The organism is Kordia sp. (assembly GCF_050633145.1).
Classification (GTDB): Bacteria; Bacteroidota; Bacteroidia; order Flavobacteriales; family Flavobacteriaceae; genus Kordia.
Map to the genome: position 1 here is coordinate 74,070 of NZ_JBOEFY010000018.1, position 19,388 is coordinate 93,457.

13 protein-coding genes are annotated in these 19,388 nt (G+C 34.0%); 12 read left to right on the forward strand and 1 reads right to left on the reverse strand.

Features of this window, described 5'->3' with window-relative positions; all coding sequences use genetic code 11:
* Positions 1 to 4: 4 nt before the first annotated feature.
* The 6 genes from ACRBBL_RS09335 to purD all read left to right on the forward strand — a co-directional run bounded on the left by ACRBBL_RS09335 (position 5) and on the right by purD (position 7,890).
* Complete coding sequence (locus tag ACRBBL_RS09335; RefSeq protein WP_431368770.1) at positions 5 to 2,038, forward strand: polysaccharide biosynthesis protein; 2,034 nt, start codon at positions 5 to 7, stop codon at positions 2,036 to 2,038.
* 83 nt (positions 2,039 to 2,121) lie between these two features.
* A complete protein-coding gene (locus ACRBBL_RS09340; RefSeq protein WP_431368771.1) occupies positions 2,122 to 3,432 on the forward strand; it encodes a UDP-glucose dehydrogenase family protein in 1,311 nt (436 codons plus the stop codon).
* A 20-nt stretch (positions 3,433 to 3,452) separates the two neighbouring features.
* Positions 3,453 to 4,439 carry a UDP-glucuronic acid decarboxylase family protein gene (locus ACRBBL_RS09345; protein WP_431368772.1) on the forward strand — a complete coding sequence of 329 codons (987 nt, stop codon included), beginning with the start codon at positions 3,453 to 3,455 and terminating at the stop codon, positions 4,437 to 4,439.
* 3 nt (positions 4,440 to 4,442) lie between these two features.
* Positions 4,443 to 5,849: an exopolysaccharide biosynthesis polyprenyl glycosylphosphotransferase gene (locus ACRBBL_RS09350; protein WP_431368773.1), complete on the forward strand. Its 1,407-nt coding sequence runs from the start codon at positions 4,443 to 4,445 to the stop codon at positions 5,847 to 5,849.
* A 2-nt stretch (positions 5,850 to 5,851) separates the two neighbouring features.
* Positions 5,852 to 6,622 (forward strand): glycosyltransferase family 2 protein, encoded by a 771-nt coding sequence (locus ACRBBL_RS09355; RefSeq protein WP_431368774.1) that lies wholly within the window; start codon positions 5,852 to 5,854, stop codon positions 6,620 to 6,622.
* Complete coding sequence (gene purD / locus ACRBBL_RS09360) at positions 6,619 to 7,890, forward strand: phosphoribosylamine--glycine ligase (protein ID WP_431368775.1); 1,272 nt, start codon at positions 6,619 to 6,621, stop codon at positions 7,888 to 7,890. The genes ACRBBL_RS09355 and purD overlap by 4 nt, the downstream gene beginning before the upstream one ends.
* Here purD and ACRBBL_RS09365 read toward each other — a convergent pair.
* Positions 7,885 to 8,112, reverse strand: a complete 228-nt coding sequence (locus ACRBBL_RS09365) for a DUF6341 family protein (protein WP_431368776.1) — start codon at positions 8,110 to 8,112, stop codon at positions 7,885 to 7,887. The two genes, purD and ACRBBL_RS09365, sit on opposite strands and share 6 nt — an antisense overlap.
* A 46-nt stretch (positions 8,113 to 8,158) precedes the next feature.
* On the opposite strand from ACRBBL_RS09365, the gene ACRBBL_RS09370 reads away from it, so the two are divergent.
* From ACRBBL_RS09370 to ACRBBL_RS09395, 6 genes are all read left to right on the forward strand, one after another.
* Entirely contained in the window at positions 8,159 to 9,082 is a 924-nt protein-coding gene (locus ACRBBL_RS09370; protein ID WP_431368777.1) for a DUF6427 family protein, read from the forward strand.
* A gap of 241 nt (positions 9,083 to 9,323) precedes the next feature.
* Positions 9,324 to 15,143, forward strand: coding sequence for an SdrD B-like domain-containing protein (locus ACRBBL_RS09375; protein ID WP_431368778.1), 5,820 nt, complete (start codon positions 9,324 to 9,326; stop codon positions 15,141 to 15,143).
* A 110-nt stretch (positions 15,144 to 15,253) separates the two neighbouring features.
* A complete protein-coding gene (locus ACRBBL_RS09380) occupies positions 15,254 to 15,859 on the forward strand; it encodes a DUF4254 domain-containing protein (protein ID WP_431368779.1) in 606 nt (201 codons plus the stop codon).
* 28 nt (positions 15,860 to 15,887) lie between these two features.
* Entirely contained in the window at positions 15,888 to 16,928 is a 1,041-nt protein-coding gene (locus ACRBBL_RS09385; RefSeq protein WP_431368780.1) for a glycosyltransferase family 9 protein, read from the forward strand.
* Between the two features lie 69 nt (positions 16,929 to 16,997).
* Positions 16,998 to 18,656, forward strand: a complete 1,659-nt coding sequence (locus ACRBBL_RS09390; protein WP_431368781.1) for a HEAT repeat domain-containing protein — start codon at positions 16,998 to 17,000, stop codon at positions 18,654 to 18,656.
* 40 nt (positions 18,657 to 18,696) lie between these two features.
* A complete protein-coding gene (locus tag ACRBBL_RS09395; RefSeq protein ID WP_431368782.1) occupies positions 18,697 to 19,290 on the forward strand; it encodes a phosphopantetheine-binding protein in 594 nt (197 codons plus the stop codon).
* Positions 19,291 to 19,388: the final 98 nt, after the last annotated feature.

The following is a 19,388-nucleotide window of genomic DNA, read 5'->3' on the forward strand; positions in this document are numbered from 1 at the left end:
AGAAATGAAGGTATTGAATTCGAGAAACATAAAAGAGGCAATAAAACAAGTCTTTAAATCGAGCAAAAAACGCATTGATTTTAAGAATATAGGATATCTACCTAGATGGCTTATTTTATGCTTTGACATGTTTATTTGTTGCATTGCTGTGATTTTGACAAGCGTCATTATCAACAACATTAATATTAATGATCCGAATGTATCGTCACAATCATTCTTTGGGATTTCTCCAACTTCTGGATTAATTCTTATTACAAACTTATTATTCTTTATATTCTTTAGAACGTATGCAGGATTAATTCGTCACTCAACATTTATTGATGCGATTAAATTTTTCCTAGCTTCCTTGGCAACCTTAATTACGTTATTAATTGTAAACTCTTCACACCTAATGTTTAGAGGAAGCAATTTATTTCTAATTCCTAGATTGTTTATCTACTTTGCCATGTCGTTTTCATCACTATTGTTGTTTCGAGTCTTGGTAAAACAAGTGTTTGAAGCCTACTTTGATCATGCTGCCAAAGACGATCAAATTAACGTAATGATTTACGGAATCGATTCAAATGCTATTGCCATTTCAAATGCACTCAAAGTAGAACGTCCTATTCGTTATAAGCTCATTGGTTTCATCGATAAAAAAGGAAAAAATCAAAGTAAAGAAATCCTAGGATTACCAATCATTCACCTCAAAAGAAAACTTGCTGTAATCTTGCGAGCGCATGGAGCTAATGCTATTATTTTAGCAGATAAATCCATTACGCAAGAAGAACGTATCAAAATTGTAGATGAATGCTTAGAAAATAATATAAAAGTATTTAGAGCGCCAATTGTTTCCGATATGGAAGACAAGGAAAATGTAAACTTGGCGCAGCAAATTCAAAATGTACAAATTGAAGACTTACTAGAAAGAGAACCTATTGTTCTAAATAATAAGTTAATTGCGAAAGAATTATATGATCGTAGAATTTTAGTTACTGGTGGAGCAGGTTCTATTGGTAGTGAAATTGCACGACAAGTTGCCAACTACAATCCGCAAAAACTCATCATTGTCGATCAGGCCGAAACTCCATTGTATCAAATACAAATGGAAATTAGAGCCAACTTTCCAGATCTAGATTTTGAAGCTGTCATTGCAGATGTGCGCGACAAAGAAAAACTAGAAAACATATTTGAACTCTACAAACCACAAGTAGTCTATCATGCGGCAGCGTACAAACATGTACCGTTAATGGAAGACAATCCTTCACAAGCAATTTTTGTCAATGTGATGGGGACTAAAAATGTGGCAGATACAGCCTTAAAATTCCAAACAGATAAATTTGTATTGGTTTCTACCGACAAAGCGGTAAATCCAAGTAATGTGATGGGAGCTTCCAAGCGAATTGCTGAAATCTATGTGCAAACTTTACAAGAAGCCTTCAAAAATGACAATCGTTATGTGACAAACTATGTAACTACACGTTTTGGAAACGTACTAGGTTCCAACGGTTCTGTAGTACCATTATTCAAACGTCAAATAGCAGAAGGTGGTCCATTAACAATTACGCATCCAGATATCATTCGATACTTTATGACCATTCCAGAAGCTTGTCAACTAGTTCTAGAAGCTGGTGCCATGGGGAATGGTGGTGAAATCTATATATTTGATATGGGAGAAGCCGTGAAAATTATCGATTTGGCTAAGAAAATTATCAAATTAGCAGGGTTTATACCAAACAAAGACATTGATATTAAAATCATTGGATTGCGTCCTGGTGAAAAATTATACGAAGAATTACTAAACGATAAATCAACAACATTGCCAACGTACAACGAAAAAATTATGATTGCACGTGCGGAAATGTATGATTATCAAGAAATAAATAACAATGTCGCTGAGTTGATAGATTCTGCTTCGTTATTTGACAAAGTAGAAGTTGTAAAACGAATGAAAGCATTGGTTCCTGAATATAAAAGTATGAATTCTTCCTATGAAGAATTAGACAAAAAAGGAAAAGATACTAAAGTCAAAAAATTAACAGACAAAAAAGTATCCTAAGGAATAAATTGAGAAATAAAATATCAAATTAAGAGTTTTAGTTGCAAGCAAAAATAGAACTCATAAGCAATAAAAAATAACGCATGAAAATAACTGTTGTTGGAACAGGATATGTAGGACTAGTTACAGGAACGTGCCTAGCTGAAACAGGAAATGATGTACTTTGTGTTGATATTGACGAAAGCAAAGTAACCCGAATGCAAAATGGTGAAGTTCCTATTTATGAACCTCATTTAGACATACTTTTTGATAGAAACATAAACGCAGGTCGTTTAAAATTTACCACTTCACTCGAAGATGGGTTGAATCACGGACAAATTATATTTTTAGCATTGCCAACTCCAGAAGATGAAGATGGCTCTGCAGATTTATCGTATGTAGTAGGTGTAGCTGAAAACATAGGTAAACTCATGACAGAATACCGTGTTATTGTTGATAAAAGTACTGTGCCAGTTGGAACTGCCGAAAAAGTTACCGCTGTAATTGCAGAACACGCAAAGGTTGAATTTGATGTAGTTTCAAATCCAGAATTTTTACGTGAAGGATTTGCTGTAGATGATTTCATGAAACCAGAACGTATTGTTATAGGTTCAAGTTCAGAAAGAGCTACAAAACTCATGGAACGTTTGTACAAACCATTTGTACGTTCAGGGAATCCGATTTTAATCATGGATGAAAAGTCCGCAGAACTTACAAAATACGCTTCAAACTCATTCTTAGCAGCAAAAATTACTTTTATGAACGAGATTGCGAACTTCTGTGAAAAAGTTGGCGCAGACGTTGATAAAGTTCGTATTGGAATGGGAACAGATTCTCGTATTGGAAAACGTTTCTTATTTCCAGGAATTGGTTATGGCGGATCATGTTTTCCAAAAGATGTAAAAGCATTGCATAAATCTGGAAAAGACAACCAATACAATTTCCAAATATTAGATGCGGTTATCAATGTAAATGACAAGCAAAAAACTGCGTTAATTCCAAAAGTCTTAAATCATTTAGGAGACGATTTATCTGGAAAAACGATTGCGCTTTGGGGATTGGCATTTAAGCCTGAAACCGACGATATTCGTGAAGCACCATCATTATATATAATTGACGAATTATTAGCCAAAGGAGCAAAATTGAAAGCATTTGATCCAGAAGCAATGGAAAACGTTAAAAAGAAACTAGGTGATAAACTAGAATATGCAACCAGTATGTATGGTGCTATTGAAAATGCAGATGCATTAATTATCTGTACAGAATGGAGCATATTTAGAACACCAAACTTCAAAAAACTAAGAGAAAACCTAAACCAACCGATCATTTTTGACGGTAGAAACTTATATGACGTAGCAGAAATGGAAAGAGAAGGATTTGCCTATTTTTCTATTGGACGCAAAAACGTATTATAATACCTAAACTAACCAATGCTATGAAACGAATTCTAATTACGGGAGCCGCAGGATTCTTAGGTTCACATTTATGTGATCGCTTCATTAATGAAGGATATCACGTTATTGGAATGGACAATCTTATTACGGGAGATATTCGTAACATTGAGCATTTATTTCATCTTAAAGAATTTCAGTTTTACCACCACGATGTTACAAAATTTGTACACGTGCCTGGAAAACTAGACTATATTTTGCATTTTGCGTCACCAGCAAGTCCAATAGATTATCTTAAAATTCCGATTCAAACCTTAAAAGTAGGTTCGCTTGGAACACATAATTTATTAGGCTTAGCCAAAGAAAAAAACGCACGTATTTTGATTGCTTCTACATCAGAAGTATATGGCGATCCATTAGTGCATCCGCAGCATGAAGAATACTACGGAAATGTAAACACTATTGGTCCACGTGGTGTGTATGATGAAGCCAAACGATTCCAAGAATCTATCACAATGGCATATCATCGTTTTCACGGACTTGAAACACGTATTGTGCGTATTTTTAATACCTATGGACCAAGAATGCGACTGAATGACGGACGTGTAATTCCTGCATTTATAGGACAAGCATTGCGCGGTGAAGATTTAACTGTTTTTGGTGATGGATCACAAACGAGATCGTTTTGTTATATAACCGATCAAGTAGAAGGAATTTTTAGGTTATTAATGAGTGATTATGTAGAACCAATAAACATTGGAAATCCGCATGAAATTACTATTGGTGAATTTGCCGAAGAAATCATTAAGCTAACAGGAACTACGCAAAAAGTAATTTACAAAGAATTACCAGTAGACGATCCGCTACAGCGAAAACCAGATATCCGTAAAGCAAAAGAAATACTTAATTGGGAACCAAAAGTAGATCGTAGCGAAGGAATGCGACGCACGTATGAATATTTCAAATCACTACCAGAAAGTGAATTATTCAAAAAAGAACACAAAGATTTTTCAACCTATACAAGAATGTAGCCCATGCATGTAAAAGGAAGATATTCATGGCTCTTGCGACCATTTTTTATGGTATTCGACTTGTGCGTCATTAATATTCTTGTCTTCTTCTTTTTTGACTTTAACGATCAAGACCTATACTTTTTTGAATCGAGTTTTTGGAATAATAAACACTTATTATTCATCATCTACACGATTATATTTTGGCCATTATCATCATTCTTTTTAAAATTTTATAACGTATATCGATTTACGTCGGTGCCACATATTTTATCCTTAGTTATCAAACAACTATTTGCGTATACGTTGATTATGTATGCGTTTATCGGAATTTTTAGAAGTATCAATGTTTCTGCATTTGTAACGTTTAAATACTTGATGCTTAGTTTCGGAATTATCGGTTTGGGTAAAATAATTGGATATTATGGACTAAAAAAATACCGTTCCGTTTTAGATGGAAACATACGTAGAGTCATCATCATTGGTTTTAGTGCGGGCGCGCAAGAATTAGAACGCTTATTTAGAAACAACAAAGATCTTGGTTATAAACTCTTAGGGATTTTTAGCGATAACAAAAACGATGTTGTTACAGGAACCATTGAAGAAAGTTTTGACTTTATAGAAAAAGAGACAGGAATTGATGAAATTTACTGTGCTATTGATGAGGTTTCGGAAAAACACGTGAATGATTATGTAAAATATGCCAGTTTAAACATGATCAATATTAAGTTCATTCCAAATACAAAAAAGCTGATTACCAAACGACTTAAAACGGATTATTACAATTATTTACCTGTATTATCTATTCAAGAGACAGCGTTAAACAATAATATAAACCGATTTATAAAACGTGGATTTGATATTGTATTTTCTTTAATCATCATTATATGTGTGCTTTCTTGGTTTATTCCGCTAATGGCGATATTAATTAAGTTAGAATCAAAAGGACCTGTTTTTTACAGACATGTACGTAATGGAATTAATTACAAAGAATTTACCTGTTACAAATTTAGATCGCTCGCGCATAACAACGATTCCAAGTACGAACATGTTACACAACAAGATTCTCGTGTAACGCGCATTGGTCGTTTTATTAGAAAAACAAGTATTGACGAATTACCGCAATTTTTCAATGTACTCAAAGGCGATATGTCAGTAATAGGACCAAGACCACACATGATTCCGTACACAAAAGAATATGCCAAAAAAATTGACAAATTCAACTTTGTATTCCGCCACAGCGTAAAACCGGGAATCTCTGGTTTGGCACAAGTAAAAGGATATCGAGGCGAAATAAAAAATGATGAAGACATCATAAACCGTATTAAATATGATATTTTTTATATTGAAAACTGGTCATTATTCTTAGACATAAAAATTATCTTTGAAACAATTGCAAACATCGTTAAAGGAGAAAAAAAGGCATACTAATCATGCATAAACCGTTAGTTTCTGTCATTACACCAACGTACAATACCGAAGCATTTATTTCGGAAACTATTGACTCTGTACGCGCGCAAACCTATACCAATTGGGAAATGGTTATTGTAGATGATGCTTCTTCAGATGCAACTGTTGCCATTCTTAAAAAATATGCCGCTTTAGACGATCGTATCAAAGTTCATGTACTGGAAACCAACTCTGGAGCAGCCATCGCACGAAATACAGCTATTGAAAATGCTGCTGGAAGCTATATAGCATTCTTAGACGCAGACGATTTGTGGAAGCCTGAAAAGCTCACAAAACAAATCGCATTCATGCAAGAAAAAAACATTGCAGTAAGTTTTACGAGTTACGAATTGATGGACGAACAGGGAAAATCGCTCGGAAAAATGATCAAAGCTTTGCCAAAAGTAAACTTCTCCAAAATGCTTAAAAGTAATTATGTCGGAAACCTTACGGGAATTTACAATGCGGAGCAACTCGGTAAAGTGTACATGCCAAACATACGCAAACGTCAAGATTGGGCATTATGGCTTACACTTATAAAAAAAGTAGGTTATGCATACAGTTTGGAAGAACCGTTAGCACGATATCGTGTGCGCGAAAATTCAATTTCGTCCAATAAACTAAATTTATTAAAATACAATTATGCTATTTACAGAAAGGCACTTAAATTTGGGGCTTTCAAATCGGGTCTATATTTAATTCGATTTTTAATAGAACATTTCTTTATAAAACCACAACAAACAACACAACTATGAACATTCTTGTTTTAGGATCAGGAGGAAGAGAACACACATTTGCATGGAAACTAGCGCAAAGCCCACGCGTAAGCAACTTATTTGTAGCGCCAGGAAATGCTGGAACAGCTGCAATTGCTGAAAATGTTGCCATGAGTGTAAATGATTTTGAAGCGATTGGAAAGTTTTCAATCGAAAATAACATTGAAATGGTTGTGGTAGGACCAGAAGATCCATTAGTAAACGGAATTCACGATTACTTTTTGAATGATGAAGCCTTGAAAGGAATTCATGTAATTGGTCCACAAAAAGAAGCTGCCGAGTTAGAAGGAAGTAAAGAATTTGCCAAAAAATTCATGATGCGTCACAACATTCCAACTGCCGCATATGAAAGTTTTACCAAAGATACTGTAGAAGCTGGTTGCGAATTTTTAACGACACTAAAATCACCGTATGTACTAAAAGCAGATGGTTTGGCCGCTGGAAAAGGCGTATTAATCATCAGTGATTTAAAAGAAGCACAAGACGCATTACGTGAAATGTTGGTCGATGCCAAATTTGGTGATGCCAGCACGAAAGTTGTTATTGAAGAATTCTTAGATGGAATAGAGTTAAGTTGTTTTGTCTTAACAGACGGGAAAAACTATGTAACGCTTCCAACGGCAAAAGACTACAAACGAATTGGAGAAGGAGACACAGGGTTAAATACAGGTGGAATGGGCGCAATATCGCCAGTACCATTTGCAGATGCTGAATTTATTGAAAAAGTAGAAACACGCATCATCAAACCTACTATTGATGGTTTTCAAAAAGATAACTTGCCATATAAAGGTTTTGTCTTTATTGGATTGATCAAAGTTGGAAATGATCCATTTGTGATAGAATATAATGTTCGTATGGGCGACCCAGAGACAGAAGTTGTAATTCCACGATTGGAAAATGACTTGGTTGACTTATTTGAAGCTGTTGGCAAGCAAACTTTAAATAATGTAGCTATACAGATCAAAGAAGAAGCGGCAACTACAATTATGGTAGTTTCTGGCGGATATCCTGAAGCGTATGAAAAAGGAAAAGAAATTACAGGTATAGAAACTATTAAAGATTCTATAGTATTTCATGCTGGGACAAAACTAGACGGAGAAAAAGTAGTTACGAATGGAGGAAGAGTTATAGCGATAACTTCACAGGCAGCAACCTACGAAGAAGCCATAAAAAAATCTTATCAAAATATAAACAAGTTACATTTTGATAAGATGTATTATAGAAAAGATATTGGTTTCGACTTATAAATAAGTATGCGAAGTTACATCTTTGCGTTCTTCATTGTTGTCATCAAATTTTTTCAATTGCTTAACCCAATATACCATTGCAGCAGCAGCAATTAACATAAAAATCCAATTTAATGTGTTGGCTAATGTCCAACTCTCTAATTCCATTTCACGCATTCCGTTAAATGGTATGAATAATATTTCTTCAAATAAGTATGCAATTCCTTCAAATAGACTTTTCATCGATAAATCATATTATATTTACAGTACAAAAATATAAAAACCTCAAATGATAACAAGCGTTTTTGGTAAATCAAAACCAATAAATTTTATTCTTTGCTCAGGAATTCTTCTTGTGTATTTTGTAATATACTTATTTTCAAAGGATAAGGAGCTTAATTTTGATGTGTTGTTATTGCAAGTTCCTGTCCTATTATTACTATTATTTTCATTATTAGTGATGAATTTCATCGTAAAGAAGAACGATTTAACGCAGCAAAACGATTTTGTGCTCTTATTTGCAACTATTTTTATAGGATTGTTTCCTTCAATTTTCGAAAATTTAAAAATTGTTTGCATACACTTATTGATACTTTTTGCTTTTAGACGAATCATTACTTTAGGATCTTTACGGAGTGTAAAACAAAAAATATTTGATGCATCCTTATTTATAAGTCTAGCTTTATTGTTTGATTCATGGATTATAGTCTATTTTGTTGTCATATACATTGGAATTTTAATGTATGTATCGAATGATTATAGAAATTGGTTTGTACCAATAATTAGTTTAATCGCTGTTGTAGGTATGTATATTGTATATTTATATTGTACGAAGCAAAGCATTCTTATAAATCAACTATTTCAGTTTGATGTAAAAATCGACTATTCTGTGACAAATTATAGCAGAATTGCGCTACATACACTCATTACTTTGCTTTTTAGCATAAATTTTGTAATATTTTTTCTAAAATACAAAACGTATTCTTCTCAAAAAAAACTATCTTTTTTACTTAGTAAATTGCTTTTTTTTATAGGGATTACATACGTGTTATTTGCTAAGAATAGCACGTATAATACAGAGCTTTTGCTACTATTTCCATTAGCTATTTTTATGGCAAATCTTCTAGAAAATATTGAAAATAAAAGGATTGGCAATAGTTTACTCCTTTTACTAATGATTGTTAGCTTTATCTTCAATATTTATTCAAAATAAGCATAAAACCGTAACATCAATAGGGTAAAAACTTACATTGACGTAAGTTAAGGGCTACATAAAGTGCTTTTTCTCGATTTTAATGACGTTTTATCTAAAAGAAAAACCCGTTGTCTGCTTATTAAAAGAATTCCAAATATTTTTGTGTTCGAGAATTAAGCCGCTCACCCCAAACTTATTTTAAACCAAACCTATTACATGTACTACTGGTATATATAATAGTTAACTAAACAGCAAATCAATGAAGACTAAAATTACTCTTTTGGTCCTAACAGCCTTATTAGGACTGACGAATGTTTTCGCAAATTCAATGCCCACAAGCGAAAATGTTGTCGAGAATGAAATGATGACCACAAATGATAACGGAGTTATCATATCTGCGGGAAAAAGAATCTACAAACTCGACATGAACACGTACCACGCTACGTTGTTGGCAACATCACCTTATGTAAACGAAATTAACTCTATCGCTAGTGATCAAACTACAGGATGGATTTTTTACGTTTCTAACCACATCTCTAGTTACAACTGGACGATATATGGTTACAATGCATACACAAATGTGCATAAATGTTTTGGATCAGTAAGACACTTTTTTACAAGTACTGGTCACGCGTATTCTTCTAGAGGTCTTGCCTCTGGTGGAGCAACTTTTTACAACGGGAAATTATATTTCGCAATGGAATATCCTGTGTATTGCTACTACTACAGAGATGGTAGAAGAACTTCAGGTAATTCAAATCCTAAAGATGAATTAAGTGATAACCAGAGAGCGACAGGAACAGTGTCGACTGGAATGTTTACTACTAGATCATCAAATACAACTACAGCTGCCACTATGGAAGCTGAGCAGGATAATGGAGGAAGAGACGGAGACGGAGAAAGCCCTGAAGACTTTGTTGTTATTGAAGCTGAAGAAGCAAATCAAATTAATGACAATGTAAGTGATTATATTCCTGAAGAAGAATTACCAAGTGATGATGGTTCTACGAATGATGATACATTACAGCAAAGAGGAACTAACTCAACAGCTCAAACGTACTCGTCGTATTCGTATAGTTATTCGCATAGTTCATACAATAACTACATTTACTTATTAGAAATTTCTTTTAACGGATTAGCAGATACATCAGGTCAAACAACATCTGTAGCACACGGAAAACCTGTATATGACAACTGGTGGTACTCTAGTTTCCTTTACAGAGGAGAACTTGGAGATATCGTAGTTGGTGACAACGGTCAGATGTACGCAGCTACTTCTTACCAAGTACAATCATATAACTTCAATAGCAACAGATATGACTGGGCTAACAATGAAGATGTATATGCGCAAATGGCTAAAGATAAGAACAACAATCTTCAGTTATTAAAGAACAAAAGACAGTGTAGTACATCTTACTACTATGGATGTCCTCATACATCTTGTACAACTAAAAGTTTTGTGCAAAAATATACGGCTCCTTCTAACTTAAGAACTTACAATAGTATTCAGTTAGGATCATTAAATGAGATCTCTGGATTAAACTCTCAAGATGTTGGTAGAATTACAGATGCATCTGATTACATCAACTTAACACCACCTGTATCATACAAAATTGATGGTACTGTATTCGATGATAACAACGAGAATGGAACTCAGAATTCAGGAGAAGCTAACTTAGACGCTATTACAGTAACATTATATGCTGATAACAATAATGATAATGTTTTAGACTCAGGAGATACAGTAATTGATTCTCAAGTTACAAATTCAAATGGTTCTTATACATTTAACAATGTTGAAGTAGCTGAAACGTTAGTTGCAGTAACTGTACCAAACAATACACCAACAACTACGTACACATCAACAACTCCAGAAGTTGTTGCGGTTACAGGTTCTACAAATGATGTAACTGTTGATTTTGGAATCAACGAAGCATTAATTCCTGTAAACTATGATGTATTCGGAACTGTTTATGATGATAACAACGAAGATGCTATCTTAGATAACGGAGAAGCTGGATTGGCAAATGTTACTTTAACATTATATGCTGATAACAATGCTGACGGAGCTTTAGATGCTGGAGATACAGTAATTACTTCAACAACTTCAGGAAATGACGGTTCATATAGTTTCTTACATGTATGTATCCAAAACACAATTGTTGCGGTAACAGTACCAACAAACACTGGAGACTTTACATATACTTTAACAACACCAGGAACTCAAGCTATTGATGCAATCAATACTGATGTAACAGGAGTTGATTTTGGAGTAAATGAAGAGCAAGTAATCAACTATGCTATCTCAGGAAACGTATATGATGATAACGACGAGAGTGGAGCACAAGATGCTGGAGAAGATAACTTAGACGCTATCACAGTAACATTATATGCTGATAACAATGCAAACGGAACTGTAGATGCTGGAGACACAGCAATTTCAACTGCAACAACTGCAGTAGACGGAACATACAGCTTCTCAGGTGTAACTGTACCAAATACAGTAGTAGCGGTAACAGTACCAGGAAACACAGCAGATTTCACATATGTATTAACAACAGCAGGAGAAGTAAACACTAGTTCAACTACTACTGATGTAACAAATGTAAACTTCGGAATTAACGAAGAGCAAGTAATCAACTATGCTATCTCAGGAAATGTATACGATGATAACGACGAAAGTGGAGCACAAGATGCTGGAGAAGATAACTTAGACGCTATCACAGTAACATTATATGCTGATAACAATGCTGATGGTGTTGTTGATGCTGGAGATACAGTAATTTCAACTACAGTAAGTGCTGTAGATGGAACATACAGCTTCTCAGGTGTAACTGTACCAAATACAGTAGTAGCGGTAACAGTACCAGGAAACACGCCAAACTTTACTTATGTATTAACAACAGCAGGTGAAGTAAACACTAGTTCTACAAACGTAAATGTTGACAATGTAAACTTCGGAATCAACGAAGAGCAAGTAATCGACTACGCTATCTCAGGTACTGTATTTGATGATGACAACGAAAATGGAACTAACGATAGTGAAAATGGTTTAAACGGAGTTACTGTAACATTATATGCTGATAACAATGCTGATGGAAACTTAGATGTAGCTGATACAACTATCACAAGTACTTCAACTGATGTAAACGGAGCATACAGCTTCTCAAACATTACAACAGAAAATGTATTGGCAGTAGTAAGTGTACCAGGAAACACGGCAACATTTACTTATGTATTAACAACATCTAACACGCAAGCTGTAAGCTCATTAATTACAGATGTAAATGGTTTAGATTTTGGAATCAACGAAAACTTAGTAATCGACTACAATATCTCAGGAACTGTATTTGATGATGACAATGCAAACGGAACAAATGATAGTGAAACTGGTTTAGACGCTATTACTGTTAAATTATATTCTGATAACGATGAAAGTGGAACATTAACTGCTGGAGACGGACTTTTAGAAATTGGTTCTACTGCAGTAGATGGAACTTATAGCTTTACAAATGTAACAACACAGTTTACATTAGTAGGAGTTGAAGTACCTGCAAACACACCAGAATTTACGTATACAGCTACTACAGCAATAAAATTAGCGGTTAGTTCAACAATCAATGATGTAACTGATCAAGATTTTGGAATTAATAAAGTACAAATAATCGACTACAATATCTCAGGAACTGTATTTGATGATGATAATGAAAACGGAACAAACGATAGTGAAGCTGGATTAGCAAATGTTACTTTAACATTATATGCTGATGTAAATGCTGATGGAGCTGTTGATGCTGGAGATACAGTAATCTCTACAACAACTTCTGCTAACGATGGAACTTACGGTTTCTCAAATGTAACTGTAGAAAACACATTAGTTGAGGTAACTGTACTAACAGACACTGCAACATTTACATATACATTAACAACTTCATCTTCATTAAACACTAGCTCAACAATTGCTGATGTAACTGGAGCTGACTTTGGAATTAACGAAGAAGAAATTATCTTATACAACATCTCAGGAAATGTATTTGATGATGATGACGCAAGTGGAGTAAGAGAATCAGGTGAAGGTTTCATCGGAGGAGCATTACTTACTTTGTATGCTGATAACAATAACGATGGTGTATTAGACGCTGGAGATACTGTAATAGGTACTACAAACACTAACACAATGTCTGGAAACTACAACTTCACAGGTGTAACTGTAAGAAACGTAATTGTAGCGGTAACAGTACCAACTGACACTGCAACATTCACATTCGTATTAACAACAGCAGGAGATCAAGCAGTAAGTTCAACAATTACAGATGTAAATGATGTAAACTTCGGAATTGATAGAGCTCAAGTTGTAAGCTACAACATTTTTGGAACTGTATATGATGATGATAACAGCAATGCTGCATTAGATAGTAATGAAGCAGGAAGATTAGAAAACGTAACATTAACATTATATATTGATGATGATGCTAACGGAAGAGTTGGAACTGGAGATACAATTATCGAAACTACAACAACTGCTGCTGATGGAACATATTCATTCCTTAATGTAACTGAAGCAAATACTTTAGTTGCTATTACAATACCACAAAACACTGCTGATTATATTTATACGTTAACTACTGATGCAAGATTAGATACTAGCTCAGTAAACACTGACGTAACAGGAGTTGACTTTGGAGTAAACAAAGAAGCTACTTCATACACAGTTTCAGGAAATGTATTTAACGATGAAAACGGAGACGGAGTTAACGAATCTACTGAAGCAGGATTAAGAGGAATCACTGTAAACCTTTACGAAGATGTAAACGGAAACGGAAGAATTGATAGAGGTGAGCCACTTATTGCAACAACAGATTCTAACAGAAGTGGAAACTACCAGTTCATAGGAATTACTGCATCAAATGTAATTGTTCAAATGATGGTACCATCTAATACTGCTGACTTTACATACACTGCAACTACACCAATAAATGTAGTATTAACTGGAGGAGTTTCAACAACTGTTGATTTCGGAATCTTAAGAACAGTAGTAATTTTATACAACATCTCAGGAATTGTTTGGGATGATCAAAACTCTGATCAAATAAAAGACTCTAACGAGGATAGATTAGTAGGAATTGGAGTAACACTTTTCGAAGATGTAAATGCTGATGGAGCTTTAGATGCTGGTGATATATCACTAAGTACTATTACTACTTCTGCAACAGGAGCATACCAATTCTCTAACGTAAACCTTAGAAATGTAATAGTTGCACCTACATTAGTAGCAAACGGAACATTTACTACACCAGATAACAGAGCAATCTCTAGTATCAATACAGATGCTGTTGATATTGACTTCGGTATGAGAATCGCTAATACTTTATACCAAGTAACTGGAGCTGTATTTAACGATCAAAACGAAAACGGTGTTTTTGATTCAAATGAAGATACATTAGACGGTTTACCAATTGAAGTATATGCAGATACAGACGGAGACGGATTATTTGATCCTAACTTAGATGCTTTAGTAGCATTTACACAAACATCAAATGCAGGATTTGAGGTATTAAACCCTAACTACTTAGTAGATGAGATTACAGCAGGATTAGTACACATTGTATTAGTACTTCCAGCAGATACAATCTTTGAAACATACAGAAATACGTATGATGTAGATTCAGGTACTGCAAGCCCTGACGGAGTGTATACTGTGAATATGACAAGTAACTTGGCTAATATTAACTATGGAGTTAAGTATGTAAATACAGACTCTACATCAAGAGCTGATTCAGGAGATGATACATTATTCACTAGCGGAAACGCAGTGAGCCAAGCTCCAGAAGATGTATCTGATAGATTAAGATTATATCCAAACCCAACAGTAAGAGAAATTGCGATCAACGCTGATGAATTCGCAGGAGACATAACTGTTGAGATCTACAATGACAGAGGTTATAGAGTAATGTCTACAACAGCAAGTTCATTTGGAAGCGAAGCTAAAGTAAACGTTCAAAGGTTAGCGCCAGGAATGTATTACGCTAAATTCGTATCAGGAAATAAAGTTGCTAGCAAGAAATTTGTTAAACAATAATTAATAGCAATCCCTCATAATTAATTAGAAAAGCCGCTGAAAAGCGGCTTTTTTTATTTCCTATACTAAACTCAAATATTAGCGTATATTTGTAGCAAAATAATAGAATTATGTTTAGTGATCTAGCGAATAGAATATTTCAGGATAGCATTGAAAAATATCACATCATCGATGATGTAGACCAACCTTTTGAAAACCCATATCCAAAAGATAAAGTAGAACACTTACTTTACAGAAAAAACTGGATTGATACGGTACAATGGCATTATGAAGACATTATTAGAGACCCGAATATAGATCCTGTAGGCGCATTAAAATTAAAACGATTAATTGATGCTTCTAACCAAGACAGAACTGATACAGTAGAATATGTAGATAGTTACTTTCTTCAAAAATACAGCAACGTTCAAGTAAAAGATTCTGCAACGATCAACTCAGAAAGTCCAGCTTGGGCTATTGATCGTTTGTCAATTTTAGCATTAAAAATATATCACATGCAAGAAGAAGCAGATCGTAAAGATGCTTCCGATGCGCACAGAGCAAAATGTCAAGACAAACTAAACATTCTTTTAGAACAACGTGTAGATCTTTCTTCTGCAATAGATCAACTGATTGCTGATATAGAAAGTGGTGATAAATACATGAAAGTTTACAAGCAAATGAAAATGTACAATGACGACGATCTAAATCCGGTATTGTACAACAAAAACAAATAACAGAAGTCTCACATAGGTATTCAAAACCATGGAACAAGCTTCCAAACACATTTTAGTCATACGTCTCTCTGCCATGGGAGACGTTGCTATGACTGTACCTGTCATAAAGGCAATGCTACGTACGCATCCAAATGTAAAAATAACGGTTGTTTCGCGCGCATTCTTAAAACCCATCTTTCAAAACATTCCCAATGTATCTTTTTATACAGCAGATGTAAAAGGAAAACACAAAGGTGTTCTTGGACTCTTCAAACTCTACAAAGAACTCAAAAAACTAAACATTGATTTCGTTGCCGATTTGCACAATGTATTGCGATCTAAAATTTTAGGAACGTATTTTAAACTTGGCGGATACAAAATTTGTAAAATAGACAAAGGCAGAGCAGCCAAAAAAGCCTTGACCAAAACCGAAGGTAAAATCTTCAAGCAACTCAAAACAACACACGAGCGTTATGCAGATGTTTTTAGAAAACTTGGATACAATGTTGACTTAACAAATGAAGATGTATTAGCACGGCTAAAAACCACAAAAAAGATCGATTTATTCATTGGTGAAACAAACAAAAAACTAATTGGTATTGCTCCTTTTGCTGCTTTTGATGGGAAAAGCTATCCAATTGCTCAAATGCAAGCGGTAATTGAAAAACTGAGCGAAATAAAACACTATAAAATCATCTTATTTGGCGGACCAGCAGACAAAAAACAATTGATTAATTGGGAAAGCAAATATGATAATGTCGTGAACGCTGCAGGTTTATTTTCTTTTGAAGAAGAACTAAACCTAATCTCTAACTTAGATGTGATGCTTTCTATGGATTCTGGAAATGCACATCTAGCGGCTATGTTCGGTAAAAAAGTAGTAACCATTTGGGGAGTTACGCATCCGTATGCAGGATTTTATCCGTTTGGACAATCACCAAAAAACGCTTTATTGGCAGACAGAGAACAATATCCGTTATTGCCAACTTCCATCTACGGAAACAAATATCCTGAAGGTTACGAAAATGTCATGCAAACCATTACACCACAAGCAGTTTTTGATAAAATTGTGGAAGTGGTTGATGAATAGCTTTTTTAAAAATACTATCTTAGTCAGAATGCTTTTATAGCACATCAGAAATAGATATTTTAAAAAAACATGAAGAAAAACATACTGCGAATAGCAATATTCTTACTAACCATTGCATCTTTTGGTCAAAACTTAGAAGAGTTCAAAAAAGAATTTCAAAATGCAACAGTAGCCGATTTTAGTCAAGATGATTTGGATGGAATGTTTAGAAAATATTCAGAATTTCTAACACCTCATAGTGATATCACTCAGTTTACAGCAAATATAAAAAATGAACCTATAGCTTCTTATCCGCTAGCGGAGTACAAAAAAACGGAGGAATATAAAAACACCATTAAATTTTTACTGCATTCTAAAAACGCCAATCATAGATTACTTTCCTATTTAGTGCTTGCAAGTGCTAAAGATGCGAGTCATGAACAAGTGCTGCTAGAAAAACTAAAAACAGAAACAAGAGAAGGGAACCTTATTTGGTGTGGAATGGCTTTAATGTACTTAAATACAAATCACACTACAGCTCTTTTTGATTTTTTAGTGGCACATGAAAACTTTGGAGATTCACACATGATTCCTTTATATATAAAGCTTCAGAAAGACTCGCTTCAAAACACAGCATACAATAGGATTGAAAGTGATAACAAAAAAGCAAAAGTGCTAGCTGCACAAATACTTTCCTTCACGGAAAAAACAGAAAAAACGGAAAAACTATTACTAAGCGCTGTAAAAAATTGGGACTATAACATAAAAGGATATGCTATTTATTCAATAAAAGAATTGCAAATAGGAAACTTAAAAGAAGTGTTAGTTCCTTTATTAGACAGTACAAAAACAAGATCGATAGCCATTCAGGCATTAGTAAACAGTCCAACAAAAGAAGATGTAGACTATATAAAAGAACTTGCGGAAACACAAAAAGTGGTTTCAAAAGACATTTTAAATGGTTTCTTAGAATCCAAAAACCCAGAAAGTGTAAAGTATTGGCTTGAGTTGGTCTCACGTAGAGAAATTCCAGAAGACTACTATTTCAGTGCTTTTCAAACCCCATTGTTGTTTTCGGATGAACTTTTAAGCGATGTACAAGAAACACTCAGAATAACACCACATATTTCAATTCAACAATATTTAATAAAAGCTTTAGGAAACAGAGAAGATCAACTATCACAAAGAATTCTATATACGTATATAGATAAGGAAAATTCGTCTGTTAGGTATTGGGCTATTGATGCGTTAAAAAATACAACGGATGAGAAAGTCATAAAAAAACTCATTGAATTACTTAAAGATCCTATAAAAAGAGAAGTTTCAGTAACACCAATTCTAATCAATAATAACATAGATACACTTCAAAACACGTATGTAGAAATATACAATACATCACAAGAAAGCAGAGATTGGAGAAGAAGTGCTATTGAATACTTATCTAGCTTTCCCAAAAAAGAACACAAAGAAATATTTAGAGCAATCATTCATAAAGAAAATGAAGATACTTTTATACAAAGAAATGCTGTGTTTGGACTTTCACAACTGCTTGACAAGGAATCTATTGATCAAATAATAGCTTTAAGCGAGGAAGAGCGAAAAGGAAGTGATAGCAATTGCAGAACCTACATTGTTGCATTGTCAGAGCTAAAAGGTGAAAAGGGAAAAAAATACATTGCTACTTTTAAAGATAGCGACTCAGATTCTGTTTCGAAATTGGTCAAAGAAATATTGGATAATTGGGAATGATAAAAACTTAAAGTCAGACTAATTTTATACAAATACTAAAATGAGCTTAGATTCTGTAGAACTAATAGTTTCAATTGAAAAAACATTTGGGATTCAAATTCCAGATGCTGAATGCGAAATGCTTACTACTGTTCAGCAAATAGTAGATTGTGTGTATGAAAAAATAAAAATTCAACCGAATCAAAAATGTTTGTCACAGATCGTATTTTACAGAATAAGAAAAGCGTTAATGCAATTTGGAAATGATAAAAATGAGGTCACTCTAAATACTAAAGTTTCCGACTTACTATCTGAAACAAACATAGCTTCTGAGTGGAAACAACTTGAAACAAAATTACAACTCAAAATTCCAGATTTAGTCGATTTAGACTTAGATAAAACATTAAATAAAGAAGTAAAACTTTTTGGTCTTAAGCTCTACGATCGAACGGAACCTGTAGCAGAAAACACCTTACGAAAATTTACAAACTGGATTATTTCTATGAATTTTGATAAATTAATTTCTATAGAAAATATCTCAAGCAAATATGAAATAGAAAGAATAGTCTGCGCAGTTGTAGAAGACAGTACAGGAGTTCCTATCAGTGAAATTAAACTACATCATTCCTTAACAAATGATCTAGGAATTGATTAAAAAAAATGTTGCTTAGGTTGTGAGCGAGATCAACAAATAGAAATATTCACAAAAAACAAATAAACCTTATTTAAATAGACAAGTAAAAAAGATTTTAG